At 34.2% G+C, this 25,299-nt stretch carries 23 protein-coding genes; 8 read left to right on the forward strand and 15 right to left on the reverse strand.

The annotated features are described in order from the left end of the window. Position 1 precedes the first annotated feature (1 nt). From K1X44_00685 to K1X44_00705, 5 genes are read right to left on the reverse strand one after another with little or no spacing between them, the layout of a single operon-like run. On the reverse strand, positions 2–721 hold the full coding sequence (locus tag K1X44_00685; GenBank protein ID MBX7145804.1) for a 16S rRNA (guanine(527)-N(7))-methyltransferase RsmG: 720 nt from the start codon (positions 719–721) through the stop codon (positions 2–4). Then, on the reverse strand, positions 721–2,640 hold the full coding sequence (mnmG, locus tag K1X44_00690; protein MBX7145805.1) for a tRNA uridine-5-carboxymethylaminomethyl(34) synthesis enzyme MnmG: 1,920 nt from the start codon (positions 2,638–2,640) through the stop codon (positions 721–723). The genes K1X44_00685 and mnmG overlap by 1 nt, the downstream gene beginning before the upstream one ends. 34 nt (positions 2,641–2,674) lie before the next feature. Next, positions 2,675–4,024, reverse strand: coding sequence for a tRNA uridine-5-carboxymethylaminomethyl(34) synthesis GTPase MnmE (mnmE, locus tag K1X44_00695; protein MBX7145806.1), 1,350 nt, complete (start codon positions 4,022–4,024; stop codon positions 2,675–2,677). 26 nt (positions 4,025–4,050) lie between these two features. Further along, positions 4,051–4,392 (reverse strand): (2Fe-2S) ferredoxin domain-containing protein, encoded by a 342-nt coding sequence (locus K1X44_00700; GenBank protein MBX7145807.1) that lies wholly within the window; start codon positions 4,390–4,392, stop codon positions 4,051–4,053. A gap of 22 nt (positions 4,393–4,414) precedes the next feature. Then, the gene (locus K1X44_00705) at positions 4,415–4,654 is read right to left on the reverse strand and encodes a hypothetical protein (protein MBX7145808.1); all 240 of its coding nucleotides are present in this window, start codon (positions 4,652–4,654) and stop codon (positions 4,415–4,417) included. 145 nt (positions 4,655–4,799) lie between these two features. On the opposite strand from K1X44_00705, the gene K1X44_00710 reads away from it, so the two are divergent. From K1X44_00710 to K1X44_00720, 3 genes are all read left to right on the forward strand, one after another. Beyond that, positions 4,800–5,498 (forward strand): dienelactone hydrolase family protein, encoded by a 699-nt coding sequence (locus tag K1X44_00710; GenBank protein MBX7145809.1) that lies wholly within the window; start codon positions 4,800–4,802, stop codon positions 5,496–5,498. A 77-nt stretch (positions 5,499–5,575) separates the two neighbouring features. After that, positions 5,576–5,734 carry a hypothetical protein gene (locus K1X44_00715; GenBank protein ID MBX7145810.1) on the forward strand — a complete coding sequence of 53 codons (159 nt, stop codon included), beginning with the start codon at positions 5,576–5,578 and terminating at the stop codon, positions 5,732–5,734. Between the two features lie 124 nt (positions 5,735–5,858). Beyond that, entirely contained in the window at positions 5,859–6,836 is a 978-nt protein-coding gene (locus K1X44_00720) for a quinone oxidoreductase (GenBank protein MBX7145811.1), read from the forward strand. Between the two features lie 31 nt (positions 6,837–6,867). Here K1X44_00720 and holA read toward each other — a convergent pair whose 3' ends face one another. Genes holA through K1X44_00740 form a run of 4 tightly spaced genes read right to left on the reverse strand, consistent with a single transcriptional unit; the run spans position 6,868 to position 11,734 of the window. Beyond that, positions 6,868–7,923, reverse strand: coding sequence for a DNA polymerase III subunit delta (gene holA, locus K1X44_00725; protein ID MBX7145812.1), 1,056 nt, complete (start codon positions 7,921–7,923; stop codon positions 6,868–6,870). 47 nt (positions 7,924–7,970) lie between these two features. Further along, positions 7,971–8,489, reverse strand: coding sequence for a hypothetical protein (locus tag K1X44_00730; protein ID MBX7145813.1), 519 nt, complete (start codon positions 8,487–8,489; stop codon positions 7,971–7,973). 8 nt (positions 8,490–8,497) lie between these two features. After that, positions 8,498–11,062, reverse strand: coding sequence for a leucine--tRNA ligase (gene leuS, locus K1X44_00735; GenBank protein ID MBX7145814.1), 2,565 nt, complete (start codon positions 11,060–11,062; stop codon positions 8,498–8,500). Between the two features lie 21 nt (positions 11,063–11,083). Then, on the reverse strand, positions 11,084–11,734 hold the full coding sequence (locus tag K1X44_00740) for a DUF3576 domain-containing protein (protein ID MBX7145815.1): 651 nt from the start codon (positions 11,732–11,734) through the stop codon (positions 11,084–11,086). A 649-nt stretch (positions 11,735–12,383) separates the two neighbouring features. On the opposite strand from K1X44_00740, the gene K1X44_00745 reads away from it, so the two are divergent. Continuing rightward, positions 12,384–13,586 (forward strand): porin, encoded by a 1,203-nt coding sequence (locus K1X44_00745; protein ID MBX7145816.1) that lies wholly within the window; start codon positions 12,384–12,386, stop codon positions 13,584–13,586. A 130-nt stretch (positions 13,587–13,716) separates the two neighbouring features. Further along, positions 13,717–14,427 (forward strand): YggS family pyridoxal phosphate-dependent enzyme, encoded by a 711-nt coding sequence (locus K1X44_00750; protein MBX7145817.1) that lies wholly within the window; start codon positions 13,717–13,719, stop codon positions 14,425–14,427. Positions 14,428–14,492: 65 nt separating this feature from the next. On the opposite strand, the gene K1X44_00755 is transcribed toward K1X44_00750, so the two are convergent. Together K1X44_00755 and K1X44_00760 are read right to left on the reverse strand one after the other, a co-directional pair. Continuing rightward, complete coding sequence (locus K1X44_00755; protein MBX7145818.1) at positions 14,493–15,581, reverse strand: 2OG-Fe(II) oxygenase; 1,089 nt, start codon at positions 15,579–15,581, stop codon at positions 14,493–14,495. Positions 15,582–15,602: 21 nt separating this feature from the next. Continuing rightward, positions 15,603–16,751, reverse strand: coding sequence for a GTP cyclohydrolase II (locus tag K1X44_00760; GenBank protein ID MBX7145819.1), 1,149 nt, complete (start codon positions 16,749–16,751; stop codon positions 15,603–15,605). 105 nt (positions 16,752–16,856) lie between these two features. Between K1X44_00760 and K1X44_00765 the strand changes: the two genes are divergently transcribed. The 3 genes from K1X44_00765 to K1X44_00775 are packed head-to-tail and all read left to right on the forward strand — an operon-like array spanning position 16,857 to position 19,300. Then, positions 16,857–17,561: a winged helix-turn-helix domain-containing protein gene (locus K1X44_00765; GenBank protein ID MBX7145820.1), complete on the forward strand. Its 705-nt coding sequence runs from the start codon at positions 16,857–16,859 to the stop codon at positions 17,559–17,561. Positions 17,562–17,594: 33 nt separating this feature from the next. Further along, positions 17,595–18,419, forward strand: coding sequence for an MBL fold metallo-hydrolase (locus K1X44_00770; GenBank protein ID MBX7145821.1), 825 nt, complete (start codon positions 17,595–17,597; stop codon positions 18,417–18,419). Further along, positions 18,416–19,300 (forward strand): class I SAM-dependent methyltransferase, encoded by an 885-nt coding sequence (locus K1X44_00775; protein MBX7145822.1) that lies wholly within the window; start codon positions 18,416–18,418, stop codon positions 19,298–19,300. The genes K1X44_00770 and K1X44_00775 overlap by 4 nt, the downstream gene beginning before the upstream one ends. A 9-nt stretch (positions 19,301–19,309) precedes the next feature. On the opposite strand, the gene K1X44_00780 is transcribed toward K1X44_00775, so the two are convergent. From K1X44_00780 to K1X44_00795, 4 genes are read right to left on the reverse strand one after another with little or no spacing between them, the layout of a single operon-like run. Beyond that, entirely contained in the window at positions 19,310–20,470 is a 1,161-nt protein-coding gene (locus K1X44_00780; protein MBX7145823.1) for an ABC transporter permease, read from the reverse strand. Positions 20,471–20,492: 22 nt separating this feature from the next. Then, positions 20,493–21,491 (reverse strand): ABC transporter permease, encoded by a 999-nt coding sequence (locus K1X44_00785; GenBank protein MBX7145824.1) that lies wholly within the window; start codon positions 21,489–21,491, stop codon positions 20,493–20,495. A 17-nt stretch (positions 21,492–21,508) separates the two neighbouring features. Continuing rightward, positions 21,509–23,455 (reverse strand): ABC transporter substrate-binding protein, encoded by a 1,947-nt coding sequence (locus K1X44_00790; protein ID MBX7145825.1) that lies wholly within the window; start codon positions 23,453–23,455, stop codon positions 21,509–21,511. Beyond that, on the reverse strand, positions 23,445–25,274 hold the full coding sequence (locus tag K1X44_00795; protein MBX7145826.1) for an ABC transporter ATP-binding protein: 1,830 nt from the start codon (positions 25,272–25,274) through the stop codon (positions 23,445–23,447). The genes K1X44_00790 and K1X44_00795 overlap by 11 nt, the downstream gene beginning before the upstream one ends. Positions 25,275–25,299: the final 25 nt, after the last annotated feature.

Raw genomic sequence — 25,299 nt, forward strand, 5'->3', positions numbered from 1 at the left:
ACTAAGAAACTTTTTGTAAGTTTGAAATTTTAACAATAATTCCTGTGGGGTCAGAAATGCTCGGGAAAAGATCAATTTTTGCGTGCCAGTTTTTTTTCATTTCTTCCAATTCTTGGGGTACATTTTTTCCTTTAAGAAAGAGAGCATATCCTTTATTTTCAATAAAAGGATAGGCATAAAAAACAAGATCATCCAATTTTGTTAAGCCACGTGCTGTTATAACATCGATAGTATGGTTTGAATTTTGTGAATCGTGAATATTAAAATCTTTTAAATCAATATCTTGTATAAGCTTTGGATGGATTTCCACTTGATTACTAGGTAATTGATGCCCAGATGATTTTAAATTAGAATACTGATTTAAATTAAGATGTCCATTTAAATTAAGATTTCTGGCAAGTTCATTTAAAAAAGCAGATTTTCTTTGATCAGATTCAACAAGATGGACTTTTTTAATTCCCATCAGGGCTAAAACCATTCCAGGAAATCCAGCCCCACTTCCTAAATCCATAAGAGTAGCATTTGGATCTATATAAGAATAAAGTTGAGCAGAATCCAAAAAATGTCTTCGCCAAATATATTTTAGGCTTTCTGGGCTAACCAAATTTATTGATTTTTGCCATTGTTCTAAAAGAGATTTATAAATTTTGAACCTATCTAATGTTTCACGTGAAACATGGATGATTTTTTGAAAATCATCAGATGTGAAAAAAGAATTCATTACGCAAATTTTTTATCATCATCCAGATTTTTATTACTCAACACGCGATCTTGGCGTGCAAAACGTAAAAGAGCAGTAAGAGCCGCGGGGGTAATTCCAGGAATTCTAGCAGCTGCACCAAGCGTAGTGGGCTTTATTTGTGATAATTTTTGTTTAAGTTCATTAGAAAGACTTGAAATTGCAAAATAATCAAGATCATTGGGTATTTTAAAAAAATGATCTTTACGATAGTTTTTTATATCAGCTTCTTGTCTTTTTAAATACCCAGAATATTTGGCATCAATTTCCAATTGTTCTGCGATAATGGGGTGAATTTCTTTTAGTTCGGGCCAAATTTGCCCTAATTTATCCATAGATAGATCCGAATAACTTAAAAACTCTAATGCTGTCCGGCGAACCCCATCATGATTTATAGTAAATCCTTTATTTTTTAATTCATTAGGGGTAAGGGCAAAAGATTCCAAAAGCAACCGCGCTTTTTGAAGATCATTCATTTTTTTAGTAAAACTTTCTTTTCTTGACAAACCAACTAAACCAATAGATATACCTTTTTCTGTGAGTCTACGATCCGCATTATCCGCACGTAAACTTAATCGATATTCAGCTCTAGATGTAAACATGCGATAAGGTTCTGTGGTGCCAAGTGTTACAAGATCATCAATCATTACCCCAATATAGGCTTCAGCCCGATCGAGCGTAAAAGTTTTATCTTGATTACCAGTGCAAAGGGCTGCATTTGTGCCTGCAATTAATCCTTGGGCAGCAGCTTCTTCATAACCGGTGGTGCCATTAATTTGTCCTGCAAGAAAAAGATTAGAAACCTTTTTAGTGGCCAATGTTGGATATAGTTCACGTGGATCGACAAAATCATATTCTATGGCATAACCATGGCGAATAATTTTTGCTTTTTCCAATCCTGGAATTGTTTGAATAAAAGCGTCTTGAATATCAGCAGGAAGTGAGGTGGAAATACCATTAGGGTAAATTGTAGAATCATCTAATCCTTCTGGTTCTAAGAAAATTTGATGACTTTCTCTTTGACCAAAACGAACAATTTTATCTTCAATGGATGGGCAATAGCGTGGGCCAGTGCTTTCAATTTGTCCTGAATAAATAGGTGATGCATGGATATTTTTTTGAATAATTTCATGAGTCAAATGGGTTGTTTTGGTAATATGACATGCAATTTGGGGTGTTGTTATCTTGTCGGTTAAATAGGAAAAGGGTAAAGGGGGCGTATCACCTTCTTGAAGAGTAAGATTAGCCCAATCAATAGTTTTACCCTCTAATCTTGGGGGTGTGCCGGTTTTTAAACGACCTAAAGAAAATCCTAAACGCTCCAAGGTTAAAGAAAGACCCATAGAGGGTGCTTCATTAATGCGACCAGCGGGTATTTTTTGTTGACCAATATGAATTAAGCCTCTTAAAAAGGTACCTGTTGTTAAAACCACAGATTGGCAAGTAAAAATTTGACCATCCGCCGTTTTGATCCCATCAACTTTTTTAGTGTCAGATGAAAGAATAAAATCTTCAACCGCGAAAGAATAAATTGTAAGGTTAGGGTAATCATGGAGCGCATCTTGCATGGCTTGACGATATAATTTTCGGTCAGCTTGGGCCCTTGGTCCGCGAACAGCTGGACCTTTGCTCCGGTTTAAAAGACGAAATTGAATACCAGCTTTGTCGATAATTTTACCCATTAATCCATCGAGGGCATCTATTTCTCTGACCAAATGTCCTTTACCCAAACCACCAATGGCGGGGTTACAAGACATTTCACCAATTTTTGCTGCATCATGGGTTAAAAGAAGGGTTTTTGCCCCCATTCTTGCTGATGCAGCTGCAGCTTCGCATCCAGCATGGCCACCCCCCACAATAATAACATCAAAAAGATTACTTTTAGAATTTTCGTATTTCATTATGTTTCACGTGGAACAAAATCATTTGCCTAAATTATTTACCTATACAGAATTCTTTAAAAACAACATCCAAAAGATCCTCGATATTGACCGCTCCTGTAATTTTACCCAGCGTGCGCAAAGCTAGGCGCAGATCCTCTGCAATCATTTCTTCAGTTTCGGTGGTCAAAGCACGATGAATAGAATCGTGACATTCTTGTAAAGCATTCTGGTGTCGTTGTCGAGTAAAAGCAGGAATTTCATAGGAATTTTTACCAAGATAATAATTAATCATCTGAGAAAATTGGTTATGAAAAGAATCAAGACCCAAATTTTCCTTTAAGCTTATAAAAACCGGCTTGGTTGAAAGAGTTGGAAAAATTTTTTGATAATCAATATGTCTATTTTTTAAAAGATCTATTTTATTAAAAACAATCAAGGTTTGTGGATCAATAAGATCAACTAACCTTTGATCTAGATTAGATAGATTATCAACGTCAATAAGAATAATTTTTAGATCTGCTTCATAAGCTCGATCCAGACTTCGTTTTATGGCTTCATTTTCAATAGGGTGCTTAGTTTTATGAATGCCGGCTGTATCACATAGCAAAATAGGAATCCCATCTAAATCCATTTTTATTTCGATACTATCTCTGGTTGTTCCAGCAATTGGGGATGTAATCGCTGTTTCTTTCTGGGTTAAATAATTTAAAAATGTAGATTTTCCGGCATTAGGTGGGCCAAATAAAACAATTTTAATCCCATCACGAATATGAATCCCGCGTTTATCTTGAAGATGGGAAGCAATTTGGTGTTTTAATTCTTGCAAAGAAATAAAAATTTTTTCTTTTAAATCCTGGGGTAAATCTTCATCCGGAAAATCAATTAATGCTTCAAATTGAGCCAAAGCATAAAGAAGAATATGCCGCCATTTTTGATAAAGATTAGATAATTGTCCCTGATATTGTTGAAATGCTTGACGATGTTGGGCAACTGTTTCTGCAGCAACAAGATCTGCCAGTCCTTCAACTTTAGTTAAATCTAATTTTTGATTATAGAAAGCTCTTTTTGTGAATTCTCCCGCTTCTGCCATTCTTGTTTGGCCAAATGTTTGAAGAGCATCAAAAAATAAATTTAAAACTGCGGGTCCCCCATGAAGATGAAATTCAACACTATCTTCTCCCGTAAAACTTTTGGGGCCTGGAAACCACAAGATAAGAGCTTGATCAATAATTTGTTGGTCGCTGGGGTGATAGAGATATCTTAAACTTGCCAGCCTAGCCTGTGGCACAGTTTTTTTGGTTAAGGTTTCTAAAATGATAGCAGATTGCGGTCCTGAAACACGAACCACCGAAATAGCAGATTTCCCCATACCGGATGCAAGTGCAAAAATAGTATCAGTCATAAAAGGACGAAGATTATTAAACCCTATTAATTTTTATCAAGAAGCAATCTTGTAACCACTTTACCTTGTTTTAAATGGGTATCTAAGATTTCTTCAACATCTTCGATAGTTTGATAATGATACCATACGCCTGCAGGATAAATAACCATAACAGGACCTTTTTCGCACTGATCAAGACATCCAGAATTATTAATGCGCACATCGGAAAGGCCAATTTCCTTTGCCCTTGCTTTCATATAATTTCGAAGCTTTTCAGAATTTTTATTAAGACAACATCCGCGGGGATGCTGATCTGGTCTTTGGTTTGTGCAGCAAAAGACATGCTGGTTATAAATATTTTGTGAGTTCTCAATTTGTTCTTTTGACATGATAACCTATAAAATATGGAAATTACTTTTTAAAGTTTGAAGAAAAAAAATCTTTAAAGTAATTCTGCATAACATCTGTTTGTTGTAAACCATTATTCAACCATTGTTGCATCATGGTGGTCATATCTATTTTACCAAGACCTTCTTTCATTTTTTTTTGGGCTTCTTTGATAAAATCATTTTGCAAAGGCTCAAAATCGATCATACCTAAAAATTGCCGTGCCTCTTTGGGATCACATTCAATATCAATTTTTATTTTCATCAGCAAATCCTTTCTTACTTGACCTCTTTAAAGATACAATATTTACTTTATTTTTTAAATTGACTTAATTTTATAACAAGATACCTTCCAGCTTTGAATTATTCATGGAGAATTTTTCCTTGAAGAAGATGGGGAATTTATAATCATGGCGGATATAAAGATTACAAGCAAGGATGGAGTTTTTTCTGCTTACTTGGCTGAGCCTAAGGAAAAGCAAGAAAGAAATGCCACCATTATTGTTATTCAAGAAATTTTTGGGGTAAATCAAACTATGCGTGCCCTATGTGATGAATGGGCCTTGCAAGGATATCGGGCAATTTGCCCAGATTTGTTTTGGCGGCAAGAACCAAATCTTCAATTAAATGATCATATTGATGAAGATCGGCAAAAAGCTTTTGCCCTTTACAGCGAATTTGATGAAGATAAAGCCATTGAAGATTTAAAATCTGTCTTGGCTTATTGTAAATCACTACCTGATTCTAATGGTAAGATTGGAAGTGTTGGGCATTGTTTAGGGGGCAAGCTTGCCTATTTAATGGCAACACGAAGTGATATTGATTGTAGTGTTGGATATTATGGTGTTGGTATAGAAAAAGCTTTAAAAGAAGTTAAAATGATCAGAAGACCGTTGCTTCTTCATATTGCTGAAGAAGATGAATTTGTATCTAAAGATGCCCAATCAGAAATTATGGTAGCTTTAGCAGGTCGCCCGCACATTCAAGTTTATAGTTATCCTTTGGTCCATCATGCGTTTGCCAGACGTGGGGGCGATCATTGGAATCAAGAAGCGGCCCAATTGGCTGACCAACGCACAAGAGAATTTTTTGAAGAAAATCTTCAATAGAGAATTTTATAAATAAAGCTATCGAGATTTTATCCTATACTTTAAAATCAACTCCCCGTGGTGATTTTCACAAAATTATGCAGGAAACTAATGTTTCCTTACATAAAAATGGGAATAGAAATTATTATTTTGGTAATTCTCTATATACCCCAGATAGGTTATTATTAATTCGAGCTTATAAAGATTTAAAACAACTTAATTTGTTGGAAGATCGTTTTTATGGAAGTGATGTTTGAAAAAAGGGCCACGTACTGATGAACGCATAGTACCTAGTTTCAAAATCGTCATGTAGGCCAATCTAGATAGTTAAAGAGTTAACATTCTATAATGAATAAATTTTTATAAATTTAAAGTTTTGAAATGAAAACTAAAAGAATATATATTGATACTTATGGCAAACCAGATGTTTTACGTTATGGTGACATAGCTATTGATGAACCCGGTATAAATGATGTGCTTATTCACCACAAAGCAATAGGTGTTAATTATATAGATATTTATCATCGCACGGGACTTTATCCTGTATCCTTGCCAAGTGGATTAGGTTTAGAGGGTGTTGGTATTATTGAAGCTGTTGGCAAAAAGGTAAAAGATTTATCTGTTGGTGACCGTGTGGGGTATGCATCTGCCCCTATTGGGGCTTATGCCGAAAAAAGAATAATGCCCGCAGACCGATTGGTTAAACTTCCAGATTTTTTATCTGATGATGAAGCTGCCACAATAATGTTACGGGGATTAACGGTTGAATATCTGGTCCGTCGTACGTTTAGTTTAGAAGCCCATCATACTCTATTGCTTCAAGCCGCAGCAGGGGGGCTTGGTTTATTATTATGTCAGTGGGCAAAATATATAGGAGCAACAGTTATTGGAACTGTAGGATCAAAAGAAAAATATGAAAAAGCTAAAATGGCCGGATGCGATCATGTTATAATATCTTCAGAAGAAGATATCGCACAAAAGGTTAGGTTATTTACAAATGATCAAGGGGTTGATGTCGTTTATGATGGGGTTGGTAAAGCAACTTTTGAAAATTCTCTGGACTGTCTTAAACCCCGGGGATTAATGGTAAGTTTTGGTAATGCGTCGGGTCCTGTGGGTCAAGTTGATTTAGCTATGCTTAATAAAAAAGGTTCTTTGTTTTTAACACGACCATCCTTGGCCCATTACACATTAACAAGACAAGAGTTATTGGAAGGTGCAGATGCCCTTTTTGATGTTTTAAAGAAAGGTGCCGTGAAAACCCAGTTGGCTTACCGTTATCCACTAAAAGATGCGGGTTTAGCCCACAAAATGTTAGAATCAAGGAAAGTGACAGGTTCAATCATTCTAACAGTTTAATTTTAAATTAAACTATACTTTTATATAGAATCTATTTTATACGAGCTATTTTATAAAGGGTTTGTTGGCATAAGGCATCCATAGGAAACCCAGTTTTTTTACATTCTTTTTCGGCATCAATAAGATAGCTAAAGATAGATATGATATGGTCAAAGGACCAGGCATTAACCTGTTTACAAAAACGCTCTTTCATTTTAAAGAAAACGGGTGGTTTTAAAAGAAGCAAAGCTTTATCAAGATTAGGTGTATTAATCAAAGAGATTTTAACGGTTAAGATTCTTAAAAAATGTCGATTTATAGATCGTAAAATGGTGATGGGATTGTGACCATCACTAAGACATTTGTAAAAAATTTGATCAAGATTTGAAAGATTATTATCCCCCACCGCATATACTAAAGAATCTAAGGAAAAACCAAGATTATCACTATAACATTCTATAATGTTTTTGGAGGTTAAGGGTAAAGATGGCTTAGGATCATGATGATAAAGGGCAATTTTTTCAATTTCTGAACGGGTAATTCCACGATCACTGCTTACATTTTCCCCGCTCAAATTTTCTTTTAAAAAAGACAGGGCTTCTTGGTTAAGTGAAAGGTTATATTGCTTTAATTGGGTTTTGATCAATTGTTCTAAGGCACTTCCTTCATCATGATAACACGCAAGCGCTGCCCCAAAATCTGATGTTTCAAATAATTTTCTTAAAGTAGATTTAGGGCCAAGATCACCTGCTGTCACCAAAATAAATGAACCTGATGGCGGACTAGATAAAGATGTAAGAGAGTTAAAAAAATGATCAATTAAAGAGGTTATTTTATCTGTCGCATCTATCAGTCTAATTAATCGTCTTCCCCCCATCATAGGAATTTCAAAAAAACTATCGGATAAAAGACTTGGGTCATCTGACAATTGTGATACAGAAAGATCAATAATACGAAAAGGATCTGTTATATCATCAACAATTGCTTTGGCAATTAAATTGGCCCGCTCTAATTTAACACCCGTATCGGGTCCGTAAACTAAGGTTGCGCAAAATCTTTTATCAGGATTTTTAGCAAAACTATCAGCAGAATAAGAAGTAATTTTCATAACTATTTAATCGAAAAGCTTTTTCAAACATCATGATGATTTTTAAATCAAGGCTTTGTTGTTTCAGATAAAAAAGCAGCAAGTCTGTTACGTATCGTTTCACTTAATTCAATGGCCCCTCTTCGATATGCTTCTTTGGCTGAAGAAGCAGATGCAAAAGCTGAGGTTAGATAATTGTAATTGGTAAAAGATTGAACTCTACCTTTAGTTAAAATTTGATTTGTTTGGATATTTTTTAATGTATATAAGGCAGTTAATGTATAATTAACCCTCGTGGCTGTTTCATCGCGTGTAAACCCAACTTCATCCTCATCAGATTCTAAAGTGACATCAAGTTGATATAATGGATAACGAGGTGGACCAGAAGGGTTAAGCCTATCCCGCAAATTATTATAAAGGATTTGCCCCGTCCGATTAGCAATCGATGATATTTTTATGGCTGCCAATAATTTTACAATAGATGTATCATCATGCTTTTGATATTGATACATAGGGTGAAATCCACAATTGTTTAAAAAAACACTGATCACTATACATAATAAAAATTGCCAAAATCTGTGGATCATTATGGTTCCTAGATAACTATATTGACGATACGATTAACAACAACAATAATTTTTTTGATAGGTTTTCCTTCAAAAGATTTTTTAAATTGGATATTTTCTAACGCCAATGTTTCAAGCTCTTTAGCCGATAAATTATTTGGAACATCCACCGTTGCTTTAAGTTTGCCATTAAGTTGCAAGGCAATAGTAACCTTAGTTTCTTGCAATAAATCTTTATTAAAAGATGGCCAAGCTGTTTCTGCAACTAAAGAAGAATGTCCAAGTTTTTGCCAAATTTCTTCAGCAAGATGGGGCATCATCGGAGATATAAGTAAACATAAAGCTTCTAAAGCTTCACGAAGAACAAGGCCTTGATCTTGATCTTTACTTTGACTTTTAAATTCTTCAATGGCGTTGACAAGTTCATGAATACGCGCAACCGCACGATTGAAATGAAATTTTTCTATATCCTCCCCAACGGCACAAATTGTTTTATGAACAATATGACGTAATTTTTGATTCTGATCATTAAGGGTAGATGGAATTGGCACCCCTATTTTAGAGAGCATGGGATAAGATTCATCAACAAGGCGCCATAATTTTTGGTTAAAACGCCAAGCCCCTTGAATACCGGCATCGGTCCATTCCAAATCCCGTTCTGGGGGGCTATCTGATAAAATAAACCATCTGGCTGTATCTGCCCCATAAAGATCAATAATATGGTTTGGATCAACCACATTTTTTTTCGATTTGCTCATTTTCTCGGACCTGCCTCTATGGACAGGTTGACCGGTTTTTTCATGAATATATTGTGTATTTTCTTTTTTTACTTCATCAGGATATAACCAATTTCCTGAAAGATCCCGGTAGGTTTCATGACATACCATACCTTGGGTAAATAAACCTTGGAAAGGTTCCTCTAAATCAACATATCCACAATCTTTAAGGGCTTTGGTAAAGAATCTTGCGTAAAGAAGATGCAAAATAGCATGTTCAATTCCACCTATATATTGGTCAACAGGTAGCCAATGCTTAATAGCTTTTTTATCCAAAGGATTGGGTGCTGTTTGGGGCGTACAAAATCTGATAAAATACCAAGATGATTCAAAAAAGGTATCCAGTGTATCTGTTTCTCTTTGGGCTTTTGTTTGACATTTGGGGCATAAAACGTGTTTCCAGGTTGGATGATGATCCAAAGGATTACCTGGTTTATTAAATTCAACATCATCAGGTAATAAAACAGGAAGATCATTATCAGGTATAGCAACAGGTCCACATTGTGGACAATGAATAATGGGTATGGGGCATCCCCAATAACGTTGTCGTGAAATTCCCCAATCGCGTAAGCGATAGATGGTGGTACCTTCGCCCTGGCCTATTTCTTTTAATTTTTGGATAATTTTTTTCTTGGCTTCATCGGTTGACATACCATCAAGAAAAGAAGAATTAATCATAACCCCTTTATCAGTGAAAGGTATTTTAGGTGATTCGGATGATGTGGAATGATCAGGAATCACAACTGTTTTAATAGGTAATTTGTAAAGAGTTGCAAATTCAAAATCACGTTGATCATGGGCAGGGCATCCAAAAAGAGCACCTGTTCCATAATCCATCATCACGAAATTGGCAATATAAACAGGTAAATATAAATTAGGTATAAAAGGATGTTGAACCTTAAGATCTGTATCGATGCCCTTTTTTTCGATTGTACTTATGGCTGATTCTTGGGTGGATGATTGATTAACAATTTTAATAAAATTTTGGACGGCAGAATTATGGGCAGCAATCTTTTGGGCCAAAGGATGATGGGCAGAAATAGCTATAAAAGATGCCCCAAATAATGTTTCTGGCCGGGTCGAAAAGACTTCAATAAAATCTTGGCTATCCGATAGATTAAAGCGGATTTTTGCCCCCATGGATTGACCAATCCAATTTTCTTGCATTAATCTAACTTTTTCTGGCCATCCCTCTAATTTTTCTAAATCTTTTAAAAGGGCATTTGTTTTATCAGTAATTTTAAAGAACCATTGGGGCAATTCACGTTTTTCGACCAAGGCCCCTGAACGCCACCCTCTTCCTTCGATAACTTGTTCATTGGCTAAAACTGTTTGATCAACAGGATCCCAATTTACAATTCCCTTTTTTTGATAAATAAGATTATGGCGATAAAAATCCAGGAACATTTTTTGTTCATAACGGTAATAGTCAGGATGACATGTTGCAATTTCCCTGGACCAATCTATAGATAACCCCATAGATTTAAGTTGCTCCCGCATCGTTTTAATATTTTGGTAGGTCCAAGTTTTAGGATGAACATTTTGGGCAATGGCCGCATTTTCTGCGGGTAATCCAAAAGCATCCCATCCCATAGGATGCAAAACATTATACCCTTGGGCCCGCTTATAACGGGCAATAACATCACCCAGCGTATAATTACGGACATGCCCCATATGGATTCGCCCAGATGGATAAGGAAACATTTCCAACACATAATATTTAGGCCTAGAATAGGATAAATCGCTTTCAAAACAGTGACGATCAAGCCAAATTTTTTGCCATTTTATTTCTGATTCTTTAAAATTATACCGCGACATAAATTTACCCTAAACTATTAATTATTCCCCATTTTGGGCAATACGTAATTCTCGGGCTTTGACCAGAATGGCATTTTCAAGATTGGTTAATGTGTCATTGCTTACATTACTATCCAACCATTCTTCACCTGTTTTTTCTTGTCGAAAAACGGATGCGCTAATTCCATCGGCCCGCAAATCCCTACTTAAAATACGCACGTTTACTTTAAATCGTTCATTGGGTGATTCTGGTGGTGAATACCAATCTGTAATAATAACCCCCCCAAAAGGATCAGCAGATGCCAAAGGCATGAAAGCAAGCGTATCAATGGCAGCGCGCCATAAAAAACTATTAACGCCTATACCATTTCCTGTATTTTCATCTGTGGGTTGATCAGTTTTGCCAAAAAGCTGTAGCCCTTCATCCCCCCAAATTGTACCCGGAGGTTGCTTCGCAGCCCGCCGTCTTTTAGCACCACTTGATTCTTCAATGGGGTTATCATAAGTGCCAACCGAAGAACAAGAAACACAATAAAAACTAAGACATATGATAATTAAAAATCGAATCCCCTGTTTTTTGTTAAAAAGGTGATTAAGAATTGGTTTGATGAGGATTTGATCAAAAACAAAGCTTTTTTTAAAAAAATTGATGAAAAGTAATAAAAGATTACTTAACAAACTATTATATTTCATACCAAATCCTTATGATTAATCTGGAAATTAAAATAAATCGAACAAAGGGATTATTTTAACAGTTAACTAGGCTTACTGATTCTTGAATTTTTAAATTCTATTATAATGACATAAAACAAAATTTTAAGAAAATCTAGAGGTTTCAAATTAAAAAACCTTAAAAAACTGGGTTTTTTTCTTAAAACAAGAAAGAATAACTTAGCCCTTAGATAGGTCAAAATCTAAATTTCTTGGATTGTTGATTATTAATTAATTTTTAAACTCTATTCTTTTAAAATTGATTTAATAATTATTATATTTTTTTGATCTTTTATCAGGTTAGTATACAATAAAAGTATAATATTTTTGAAATGTAGGGGAATTTTCAATTATTTTAATTTTAAATTGGGTTTTTTTAAATGGGAAGACAAAATTGTGTCTTGCGCGCAACAGTATTTTTTAAAACCCTTAATTTTTAGTTAAAACATTCTTGACCCTGCCTTTCAACTCTATAGTATCGCTAAAGAGCAAGGGTTTTATTCTTGTTAAAGATTAAAATCAATGCACGTCTGGTGACGCCGCAAGGCAAGAATATGGGGGCTGGCCCTCCAGGTTAAGACGCCAGTCAACCATTATAGTTTAAAATAGTTTTGTTATAGGGAAGTGTACGATGAAACAAATTCTTTTCGGAACAACCGCTCTTGTAGCTGCCGGAATGCTAACGGGAACAGCCTTTGCGGAAGATCCCATAAAGCTCAGCCTTGGGGGTTTTTATCAGGCTGCTATGGGTCACGTTTTTGATGATGGCGAAGAAAATGATAGTGAACGCTCTGCCAATGACCATCATGATTATGCAATTAAACAAAATATCGAAATTTACTTTTTAGGTAGCACAACATTAGACAACGGTTTAACAGTTGGTACCCGCGTTGAATTAGAAGGTCAAAACAACGGTGACCAAATTGACGCTGCTTATGCTTATTTCCGCGGTGGTTTCGGGGAAATTCGTGTGGGTGATTTCGGTTCTGTCGGTGGTTTGATGTGTCTTGAAGTACCATCTGCCGGTCTTTTTGGTGCTTCTGGTATGAATGCTGCCTTTATCTTCACAAACGTTCAAGGCCGTGTTGCTGATGGTGGTGGTCGTTTCCCAGCACAAGAAATTGATAACAATACAATGTGCGACACTGTAGGAAGCAGTGATAAAGCAACCAAAATTGCTTACTTCACCCCTGTTCTTTCAGGTTTCCGTATGGGTGTTTCATATGCACCAAACGATGCTGAAGACGAACCAGCTAACCAAAATGGTACAAGAAGTGACAAAGACGAAGGCCAAAATTCTGAACAATTGTCCTTGGGTGCAGAATACTCTAATAAATTTGGCGCAGTTGGCGTTAATATGGCAGCTTTTTGGGAACGCGCTTTCAAACGTGAAAAACGTGGTGGCGGTAAAGATGGCCAACATATGGGTGATAATGAAACTTGGGGTATTGGTGGTACAGTAGGATTTGCTGGCTTTACCTTGGGTGCCAACTTTAACCAAACAAGTAACATTGACAATATTGTAGATGATATTGATTCAACCAAATGGGGTCTTGGTGCCACATATAATTGGGATGAATGGACACTTGGTTTAGGTTATGCCCATGGTTCATATGATGCCGTAAGTCTTGATGGTCTTCACAAAAATGGTCACGATCGTGATACATTGGATACAGTATCATTTAGCATGCAATATGCCTTGGGACCAGGGATTACTCTTGATGCGGGCTTAAACTATGATGTTTATGACGATGCAAGAGACGAAGGTCAAAATGATTTAGATGGTGATTACAAAGGTGTCAGCATTGCCACTGGTTTTGGTATTACATTCTAATAAATTTACCATTTAGTTACAGAAAAGGGGAAGCTTCGGCTTCCCTTTTTTCATGTGGATTTCATTTTAAATAAAATGGTACATTAATATATGTGCGTTATTCTAAAAATAAATTTGTCTGGATTAAATAATGAATGACACAAAAAATTTAATTGAACAGCAAGAAATTATTAAACAAAGATTTTTTCAAATTAAATCCCAGATAGAAGAAAAAATTAAATCTAAAAAAAGTAACACAGTAAATAGCATTAAAATCTTCCCTAAAATTGCACTTGCGACAAAAACCCAACCCCCTGAGTATATAGAACCTTTATTAAAAATTGGTCATCGCTGTTTCGCAGAAAATAAAGTCCAAGAAGCTTACAATAAATGGCCCTTATTTCGGCAGGATTATTCCGATATTGATTTACATTTAATTGGTCCATTACAAACCAATAAAATAAAACAAGCCCTAACTTTATTTGACGTTATTGAAACCATAGATCGTATATCTTTGGCAGAATCAATGGCAGTTTTATTAAAAAAAAATCCAAAGAAAATAAAATTTTTAATCCAAGTTAATACAGGAAATGAACCACAAAAGTCTGGGGTAAAATTAAATGACACAGAATATTTTATAGATTTTTGTCTGAAAAAACTTGCTTTGCCAATCGTTGGATTGATGTGTATCCCACCTTATGGCCAAAATCCAATACCGCATTTTAAATTACTAGCGGATTTAGCCCACAAATATAAATTTCAAGAATTAAGTATGGGGATGAGCAACGATTTTCTACAGGCTCTTGATGCAGGGGCTACTGAGGTACGAATTGGCACAGCGATTTTTGGTTTAAGAAAATAGCCTAAAAATTTTTATAAAACTATAGGCATTCTAGCTTTTAAAACTAAGCTGCATTTAAAAATAAATTACTTATCCTTTTTAATATGTGAAGGGTTAAGTTTTCGTAAAAATGATAATAAAACGAATCTCTCACCCTGTAATAAAGGTTTTGCTTCATGCAAAATTGTTGTTGAAAAGATTAATGCAGATCCAGCTTCTGGACGATAATCATTGAAACCATATTCAGGAAAATAAAGATTACCTCCAACAAAATCGTCATTTAGATTAAGTGACATTGCAAATACCCGGTCGCTTGTTTCTTCTGATGCATCATCACGATGCGGTTTGAAATAGTCACCACGTTCTGCATTATAGCAGGTCAGATGAAATTGGTCGAAATAAAAACCTTGAAACCGAAAAACTTTTTGTAATTCTGGGGCGATGCGTCTACCAATTGTAAAACTTAATTTTTGAATAAGATCGGGCTCTTTAATAGGTTGATAACGATTTTTTTTCAAATCATAATGAACACGTTCAACAGCTTGACCATCAATTACAGATAAAACTTTACCTTCTTCAATGGTCTCTTTATTCCATCTTTCAATTAAACTTTGGCATGTGTTAAAATCCAGAACCCTGGGTAACATTAAAACGGGGGCAAAATTGCTTAAAATATGGGATGAAAAATTTTTATTTAGAGTATCAATTTTGGATAAAATAATATCCCATATTTCAGAATTTTCTTCATATATCTGAAGAATTCTTTGATTAGGGTCAAGTAAAAGACCGAGATTCTTTTGTCCATGATTTTTTTCCCCATGATTTTTTTGGGAAGATAAATCTACAACTGCTTCAAAGTAGGCTTTTGAAATTTTACCCAAGGGATCAGATAATAATTTTATATCGGAATTTGTATTAATTGTATTGGCAAATTTTGTTATTACTTCTGGGCTGGTAACAATAATGATATGTGCTTTTTGATAAAATTTTTCTTGATGATCAAAAAAATATTTGGCTTTAATTTCTGCGTCAGAATTGTTTGATTGAATGAAATATAACAGAATATATTGACCTTTGACCAAATCATAAAAAGATCTTAGTTTGCCTAAAGAATCAGGAAGGGCAAAATTGGGTGCTCTATCGCCTACTGTTAAAATTAATTTTGAAGGATTCATGAAAGTATCTGGGGTACAGGGTTATTTATTAAAATTTATCTTATGGTTCATTTTTTCTTGTTTAGCCTGAAGGTAATTTTTATTATGAGTATTTGGTTTTATATTGATTAAAGTTTGATTGGCAACATGGATACCGTTTTTTTCCATATGATTAATTTTTTGCGGGCTGTTGGTCAAAAGATTAATAGTTGTAATATTAAGCATTTTTAAAATAGTTGCGGCAGTTTCATAAGAACGTTCATCTGCATCAAACCCCAAAAATTGGTTGGCCTGATAGGTGTCAATCCCTTGATCTTGCAATTGATAAGAACGTAATTTATTAATTAAGCCAATGCCCCGACCTTCTTGATTTAAATAAAGCAAAACACCCCCATCATTTTGAGACAAAGTAATTAAAGCTTGATGAAGTTGTTCACCACAATCGCATCTAAGGCTGGCTAATAAATCACCTGTAAAGCAAGAAGAATGAATCCGACAAGAAACAGGATTAGATGATGGTTCGTAATTAACTAAAATGGCTAAATGATCTTTTAAATGGTCCGAGGTTCGAAATACTAAGATTTTAGCTAATATATTATGAGCCAAGGGAAGGTTGGCTTCGGCTATTTGGGTTAATATTTCTTCTTGATTTAGTGTAATATCTTTAAGAATTGCGCCATCTATATTCAAACATAAAGATAAATGAAAAAAAGAATTAAAAATTGATTCATCCTGTTTTTCAATTTTAAAAAAGATAAAAGAAGGTAAAAGGTCGGCTTTTTTTACTAAAAGAAATATTTTGTCTAATAAAATTTGATCAATTTTATTCCCCTTTTTATCTTGGGGTAAAATTTTACCGTCAGCTTTTGAAATTTTAACAATAGGATTGATAAAAGATTGAAGATCATCCCATGTTGTTGATGTATCTAGTGAAAAAAGTGTAAAGCCATTTTCATGTGAAGGTAAAAAATTATGATTAAGAAATATAGGACTATCTTCCAAAGATTTAATTCGGGGATTTGATAAAACAAAATTAAGATCAATAGAATGATTTTTTAAAAAATAAAATGTGGATGGATCAATTGTTTCCGAAGCTATAATTCCCCATTTACATTGATTATGGGTTAGGAGAATCATATCCCCTTGTTTTAAAGCTGCTTGGATACGATTTGTAATAAAATGATTGGGCATAATTTAAAAGTAAAAGTTCGGCAAAGATAAAAAAATATGATATAATATCAAGATTATCATGATATAGATAATTTAAGTAAAATACTAATAAGATTCTGTAAAATTATGAACAATAAAATAAACTTTCAGCAAAAAAAAATTTTGGTTTTTGATCCTTATCAAAAAATTTCCTTATTAATTGTTGAACATCTTGGTTTATATCCAGAATTTGATGTGAATGAAGTTGAAAAGATTGATCATGCACTGGACATGTTAAAACATGGTCATTATGACCATGTTTTTGTTCATGCTGAAACTTTGAATGATATAAGCTTAGATTTTTGTAAATTAGCTTATAAAGAATTTCCTAATATTTTTATTATTCTAATTGCAGATTCAAAAATTTATAAAAATTTGAACCCATTTTTGGTAAGTGGTGTTCGCTATTTCCTGGATAAACCTTTTCATATCAATCAGCTTATTGCTTTGTTAAAAGAACAGAATTTAACCCATGCTGATACATCTTATCCAGCTTTATCTATAGGCCCCTATGATTTTTATCCCCATCTTAAACTTCTTCTCCATAAAAAAAATAAAAAGGAAATAAGGTTAACAGAAAAAGAGTCAGCTATTTTAAGATTTTTATATGACCATGAAGGGATAGCCATGGATCGCGAAACTTTGCTCGACAAGGTTTGGGGTTATAATTCTGGTGTTTCGACACGTACATTGGAAACTCATATGTATCGTCTTCGTCAAAAAATTGAACTTAATCCGATTGAGGCGTCAATACTTATTACAGAAGAAAAAGGATATCGCCTTGTTAGTTAAATAATTAATTAAAATAAATAAGGATAATGCAAAATGTTTGTACGTTTTTGGGGGGTCAGAGGTAGTCTTGCTTGTGGCGGAAAAAACTACAGCAAATATGGAGGGAACACCTCATGTATCGAAGTAATGTGCGGACCTTTTTTATTTATTTTTGATGCAGGTACAGGTATCAGATCTCTGGGTTATAATTTAATAAATAACAAATCATCTTCTAATATTGATTTAGATCTTTTTCTAACCCATTGGCATCTTGATCATGTTGTGGGATTACCTTTTTTTAAACCTTTATATTATCAAAATAATCACATAAACATTTGGACTGCTGATTTATGGAAAAATAAATCTACAAAAGATCTTGTTAAAGATTTAATGCAAGAACCTTTTTTCCCAGTTACACCTGATATTTTCAAAGCTCACGTTCATTACCATACTATTCCCATGCACAATATAATTGAACCCAGACCCGGTGTTACAATTCAAACATTAAGATTGAACCATCCAAATGAAGCTGTGGGATATAGGCTTACCTATCAAGGACGATCAATTTGTTATTGTACCGATCATGAACATGGAAATCAAAAAATGGATGACGCTTTGATAGATTTTATTAAAAATGCAGATATTTTTATCTATGATTCAACTTATACAGATGAAGAATATAATCGTTGTTGTGGGTGGGGGCATTCTACTTGGCAGGTGGGTATAGATTTTGCTAAAAAAGCTGGGGTTAAGACTTTTGTTGCCTTCCATCATGATCCAGGTCATGATGATTATTTTCTAGATCAGGTGGATATAGATCTTAAAAAAACATTTTCTCAAGCTCATATAGCTTATGAAGGTTTAATACTTCCTTTATGATAAAATTTTATCAAAAATATTTTCTTTTAATAAAAAGGTTCTATTTTAAAATTGCTACAATTTTGGGTTATAAATTCTATGGATTTTTTGTACCTTATCGTTATATGGATGTTTTTTTAGAAGAAAGAAAAAATATTTTCTATAATGATATCTATACTAAATTCTTAAATTCTAAAGATTTTTTTAAAAATCTTCTTTTAAGAATAGGTCAGTTTAGCCAGGAATTACAAACAATCACAATTAATGAAGCAAAGGCCAAGAATGGAGGGAGAAATCTACCAAGATGGCATCAAGATTGGTTTCCAAGATTAGATGCTGCGGTTGCTTATACGCTTACAAGATTATATAAACCCAGCAAAATTATTGAAATTGGATCTGGCCATTCAACAAGATTTTTTATAGAAGCTATTCGTGATGGTCAATTACGCACGCATATGACGGTGATTGACCCAAAACCTCGCGCCTCTTTTGATGTAGCGTCTATGGAATTTATTCAAAGTAATTTAAAATTAAAGCACAAAGATATTTTTATATCATTAAAAGAAAATGATATGGTTTTTATTGATTCAAGCCATATTTTAATTCCAGGAAGTGATGTTGATTTATTAATCAACGTCATTTTACCTCAATTGCCCTCCGGGGTATTAGTTCATATTCATGATATTTTTCTTCCCCAAGATTATCCAAAATCTTGGGCATGGCGGGGATATAATGAACAATTAATTATAATACCTTTAATTTTATCTGATCAATGGCAAGTTATCTTTGCGAGCCATTTTGTTAAAACCCAAATGATGGAAGATTTAAAACATTCTATTGTTGATACATTACCTTTATTACCAACGGCTTATGAAAATAGCTTGTGGTTACAGAAAAAATAATCTTATCTTTTAATGTGTTTTATATGGATCTGCGACATCTCTTAGACCATCCCCAAAAAAATTAAAAGCTAACACAACAAGAATAACAGGAACAGCAGGAAGCAAAAGCCAAGGATATAAAGCAACGGCATTCATATTTTGGGCTTCAGTTAAAAGCACACCCCAACTTGTAATGGGGGGGCGCAAGCCCAGACCCAGAAAACTTAAAGCTGTTTCACCAAGAATCATACTGGGAATAGATAAAGTTATTGATGCAATTAAATGACTTGAAAAATTTGGTAAAAGATGACGTGTAATAATTCTTTTTGGCTTGGCCCCCAATAATTGAGCTGCTGTACAAAAATCTTCTTCACGTAAAGATAAAAATTTAGAACGTACAGCCCGCGCCAACCCTGTCCAATCAAGAAAACCTAAAATAACACTTATGCCAAAAAAGACTAAAATTGGGCTCCAGGTAATAGGAATAATGGCAGATAACGCAAGCCAAAGGGGAACTTGGGGGAGGCATTGGATAATTTCAATTAAACGTTGGGATATGGTGTCAACCCATCCCCCATAATATCCAGCAATGCCACCAATAAATAGACCCAATAAAAAACTTATGGTTACCCCAATTAATCCAACGGTGAGCGAAATTCGTGCGCCATAAATAATACGTGAGAGCATGTCACGTCCCAAACGATCAGTTCCTAATAAAAACAAGGTTGCTTTATCATTACTAGGTTCCGGACAAATAAAATGCCAATTAGAATCAATAAAACCCCATAATTTATAAGAATCCCCACGGCAAAAAAATTGTATTTTATGGATGATTGTATTATCTCGTTTATAATCACGTTTTAAATTTTCCATATTTAATGAATAACGATACCCATACGTAAATGGACCGATAAATTGCCCTTCGTGAAAAAGATGAATAGATTGAGGTGGGGCGTAAATAAAATCAATATGACGTGTATGTAAATTATAGGGGGCCAAAAATTCGGTCATGCATATAGCTATATACATAAACAATAAAAATAACCCAGAAATTAAAGCTAATTTATGTTGACGAAATCTCCACCAGATAATACGCCATTGGGATGCTTGATAAAATTTTTCTTGCCCCTCAGAAGTTTCACTTTGATAGGGGTCAAAAGGTTGTTGATTAACATAATGATTTAAAGTCATAAAAACCTAACACAAATAAAAATCATTTTTTTATAACCCCACCCAATCTGATTCTGGGATCAAGTAAAGCAAGAAGAATATCGGATATAAACATACCAATGATCGTTAATACAGCAAGAAACATTAAAAAAGAACCAGCCAAATACATATCCTGACTTAACAAAGCTTGAAGTAACATAGGACCTGTTGTGGGAAGCGATAAAACCGCAGAAACTACAACAGCACCCGATACAATATCAGGTAAAATAGATCCAATATCCGCAATGAAAGGATTCAAAGAAAGGCGCAAAGGATATTTAATTAAAAGTTTATTTTTTCTTAATCCCTTAGCTTTTGCTGTAACTACATATGGTTTTTGTAATTCATCTAAAAGATTGGCACGTAATCGTCTGATCATAGCGGCTGTCCCTGATGTTCCAATAACAACTACGGGCACCCACAAATGACTTAATACAGATAAAAATTTATTTATATTCCATGGTTGATCAATATATATAGGATCCATTAATCCACCGATGGACGTATCAAAAAACACATTACTTAAATAGAGTAAAATCAAAGCTAAAAGAAAGCTTGGTATAGCCAATCCAAAAAAACCTATCAAAGTTAAAATATAATCTAAAAAATTATAAGGATGGGTAGCTGAATAAATTGCAATAGGAAAAGAAATAATCCATATGAAAATAAGGGTGCTAAAAGATACGAGTGCAGTTAATTCTAATCGTTCCCCGATAATATGGCTGACAGGTTGATTAAATTCAAAAGAATAGCCCAAATCCCCTTGGATTAAGCCGCTAACCCACATAAAATATTGTTCAAAAAAGCTTTTATCCAATCCATATTGCTCTCTTAAAAAAGCAATTTTTTGTGGATCAACCGCTTCTCCTTGACTTTGAAGTTCATTGATATAGGTGGTTAAATAATCACCAGGTGGTGCTTGGATAATGGCAAAAATTAAAAAACTAATGGCACATAATGTTATGAATGTAATGCCTAATCTTTTTATTAAGTATTTTACCATGCTATTATTTCTTTACCTTATTGATCAAACCAGAAAGTATCAGGATTATACATACCAATATATCCACCTGGTTCCCAACTATAAATACCTTGCTCTGGTATGTTATGTAGTTTTTTACTGATTACTATAGGTTGGGGTGTTTCAGAAACAGTACCAATAGAATAAACCTGATCACTAAATATTTCTAACATCTGATGCCAAATACTTTCTTTTTCAGAACTTGATGTTGCTTTATACCATAAATCAAGTAAATCCATTAATTTTTGGGCTTCCGGATCTCTAACAGGTTGGCCTGATTCCCCATTGGTTTCAAAATATTGCCCCCATTTTGGCCATTGAAGATGCTGTTGGGATGTAGGTGCTAATTCTGCAGGGCTAAAAGAAGTATTAGGTAGCCCATTTTCTAATCCTGTCCAAACAGAAAGCATAGTTTGACCAGAAAAAATACGATTGCGAAAATAATCTCTTTCTAAACTTTTAATGAAAATTTTAATTCCAATTTTTTTCCAACTATCTCCAATTAATTGTAGAATATCAATTTCTTCAGGTACTTGACCTGCTGCTTCTACGATAATTTCTAAGGGTCTTCCATCTTTCAGTAATCTTATACCTTCATCATTTTTTTTATTAAGTCCTAAATCATCTAAAAGCTTATTTGCCATGGCTGGGTCATAAGTTGCCCATTTCTTTTTGTAGGTATCTTTAAATAAGGGGCTTTGCTGTAAAATAGTATTAGCTCCTTCTTCAGCTAATCCATAATAAATAATTTGATTAATCTCGTGTCTATCAATGCCTAGTGATAAAGCACGTCTGAAATTAACTTGGTTAAAAAGATCATGCCAAATTTTATCATTAATATTAAGATTAGGATACAAGGCCATAGCTGACCCTGTACTATTTTTCCAAAGATTGACTTTGTAAATTCCTCTTTTTTCGCTTTCCTTTAAAAAGGTATAATTATCAAATCTTAAATATCTGGCTTGAAGCAAAACCTCACCAGCAGCTACCTTAGCTGGGACGATTTTGTTATCAGTAATATTCCAAATAACTTCATCTATATAAGGTAATTGATGTCCTTCTGGATCAATTTTGTAATAATAAGGATTGCGTATAAAAACAAATCGATCAGCTGGAGGTTTAGTTGACAAAACCCAAGGATCAAGAGTAGGTAGATCAGGATTGTCATTTCTGTACATATTATCTTTTCGATTATGGAGTGGTGCCCAGTTTCGAAATCTTTCTTGCTTGATTAAAAGATCAAGATCTTCTGCCTTGGTATAGTTTTTGTGAAATTTTTTTAAATAATGACTTGGACGGTAAAGATATAAAGGATTAGGTCCAGCTAACATAGGTAGGAAATTATTATTAGGATTATTCCAACTATAGCGTATGGTAGTATCATCTATAATCTCTACTTTTGGTTTTTCACCTTTAACCAAAAAATTTAAAGGTGGTCCGTTGGGTGATAAATCTTCATTGTTTGCAATATCTTCCCAATAATAACGAAAATCTTCAGTTGTAAAGGGATATCCATCAGACCATCGATGGTTAGATCTTAAATGAAAAGTAAAAATTTTATTATCTTGAACATCAAATGATTCTAAAAGATCGGGAACTAAATTAAAATCTTTATCATAGTTAATTAAACGAACATTGCTATATACAGTCATTAATCTGGTATCTTTGCTAGTAATACCTAATGTTGTAAGTACACCCCCATAAGATCCTGGTGTTTGATTGGGCCATGGTAATGTTGCTATAGCAGGGTTTGTTGGTAACCGCTCTAAAAGACGGGGTAATACGCCTTGGTCAACTTTTACCTTTAAGGAGGGTGCTTCTTGATAAGAAAAAGTACCTGCAAAAACATGTAAGGATAAAACAAAAAAAATTATTAAAGAAAAAAAGAACCAATTTCTTTTAAAAACCTTTGTCACTAAAACAGTTATTTGATTATTAAACAGCATGATGAGCACGAACAAAATGATGAGATGCAATTTCGATTAAAGGAACATCTTCCCCATGTTTAATGGTGAAAGGATGGGGCCAATTTTCTGCATTTCCATAATCAGAGTTTTTAAACCTTTTAAAATCTAAAGGATAACGTGGGTCAGGTTCGGGTACAGCTGCCAATAAGGTTTGAGTATAAGGATGAATGGGATTTTTAAATAAAATATGTTTAGGTGCCATTTCAACGATCCGACCTGCATGCATAACAAGAATCCGATCCGCAATATAATCCACAACTGCCAGATTATGGGATATAAAAAGGTAGGTTAACCCCAATTCTTTTTTTAATTCCTTAAGAAGATTAAGGATTTGGGCTTGAATAGAAACATCTAAAGCTGATACAGGTTCATCACATAAAATAATATCGGGATTAAGAGCTAATGCTCTTGCAATACCGATACGTTGACGTTGACCACCAGAAAAACTATGGGGATAGCGATTAAGATAATTAGGATCAAGACCTACAATTTCCATAAGTTGTTTGGCCAATTTTTTTCTGCTCTTGGCTGTACCGATTTGATGAATTAATAAAGGTTCTTGTAAAATATCACCAATAGTCATTCTTGGATTAAGCGAACTAAAAGGATCTTGAAAAATAAATTGCATTGAACGTCTAAGTTTAAACGATAAAGAAGAAGATACATTTAAAAGATCAAATTTCTCTCCTTTCTCATACATAAAAATACGGCCTTGATCGGGACTTATGGCGCGGAGAATGATTTTACTTAAAGTTGTTTTACCACACCCACTTTCTCCTACAATACCAAGACATTCACCTTGATAAAGGGTAAAGCTGATATCATCGACAGCCCGAATAAGCGAATGCCCATAGCGGTACGTTTTACAAATATTTGAAATTTCTAAAAGGGGCTGTTTACTGGGGGCAACAGTATTTTTTTTAATAAAGCTTTCTGGTACAGTTTTATGACGAATAGCCCGAAGAGGAATTAATTTTTCACCCTCTCCCATATGAAATCTTGGGATGGCCTTTAGTAACCCTTTAAGATAAGGATGTTGTGGATCATAAAATATATCATCAAGGCTACCTTTTTCCATGATAGTACCGTGATAAAGAACCACAATATTATCAGCCATATTTGCAACGATTCCAAGATCATGGGTAATCATTAAAACAGCCATATTTAATTCTTTTTGTAAATCGCGTATTAATCCCAAAATTTGGGCTTGAATAGTAACATCCAAAGCAGTTGTTGGTTCATCTGCAATTAAGAGACTTGGCCTACAAATAAGAGCCATGGCAATCATAGCACGTTGGCGAAGCCCACCTGATAATTCAAAAGTATATCGGTTAAATGCCTGTTTAGGGTTTTTAAAGCCAACCATTTTTAACATAGAAAGACAAAGTTCTTTCGCAGCTTTGTAATTAATTTTTTGATGAATAAAAAGAACCTCGCTAATTTGATCCCCTATGGTGTGTACGGGCGAAAGCGATGTCATAGGTTCTTGGAAAATAATAGAAAGATCTTGCCCTTTGATAGAGAGCATGCGTTTGCCAAAAGGATTTTGATCTAAAATATTTAAGGATTTTGTTTTTTTGCCATTGAAAATAATTTCTCCTCTAATAATTTTAGCATTAGGGGGTAAAATATTCATAATAGCTTGAGCAATAACGGATTTACCTGACCCTGATTCACCTACAAGGGCAACTGTTTGCCCAGATGGAATGGTAAAAGAAATATCTTTGACAACATCAAAACTATATTGGCCTAAACGAAAAGCCAAAGAAAGATTTTTAATATCTAATACACAATCCATTTTTTTTCTTTAATAAAATGTCCTT

The organism is Alphaproteobacteria bacterium, assembly GCA_019695395.1.
Lineage (GTDB): Bacteria > Pseudomonadota > Alphaproteobacteria > JAEUKQ01 > JAIBAD01 > JAIBAD01.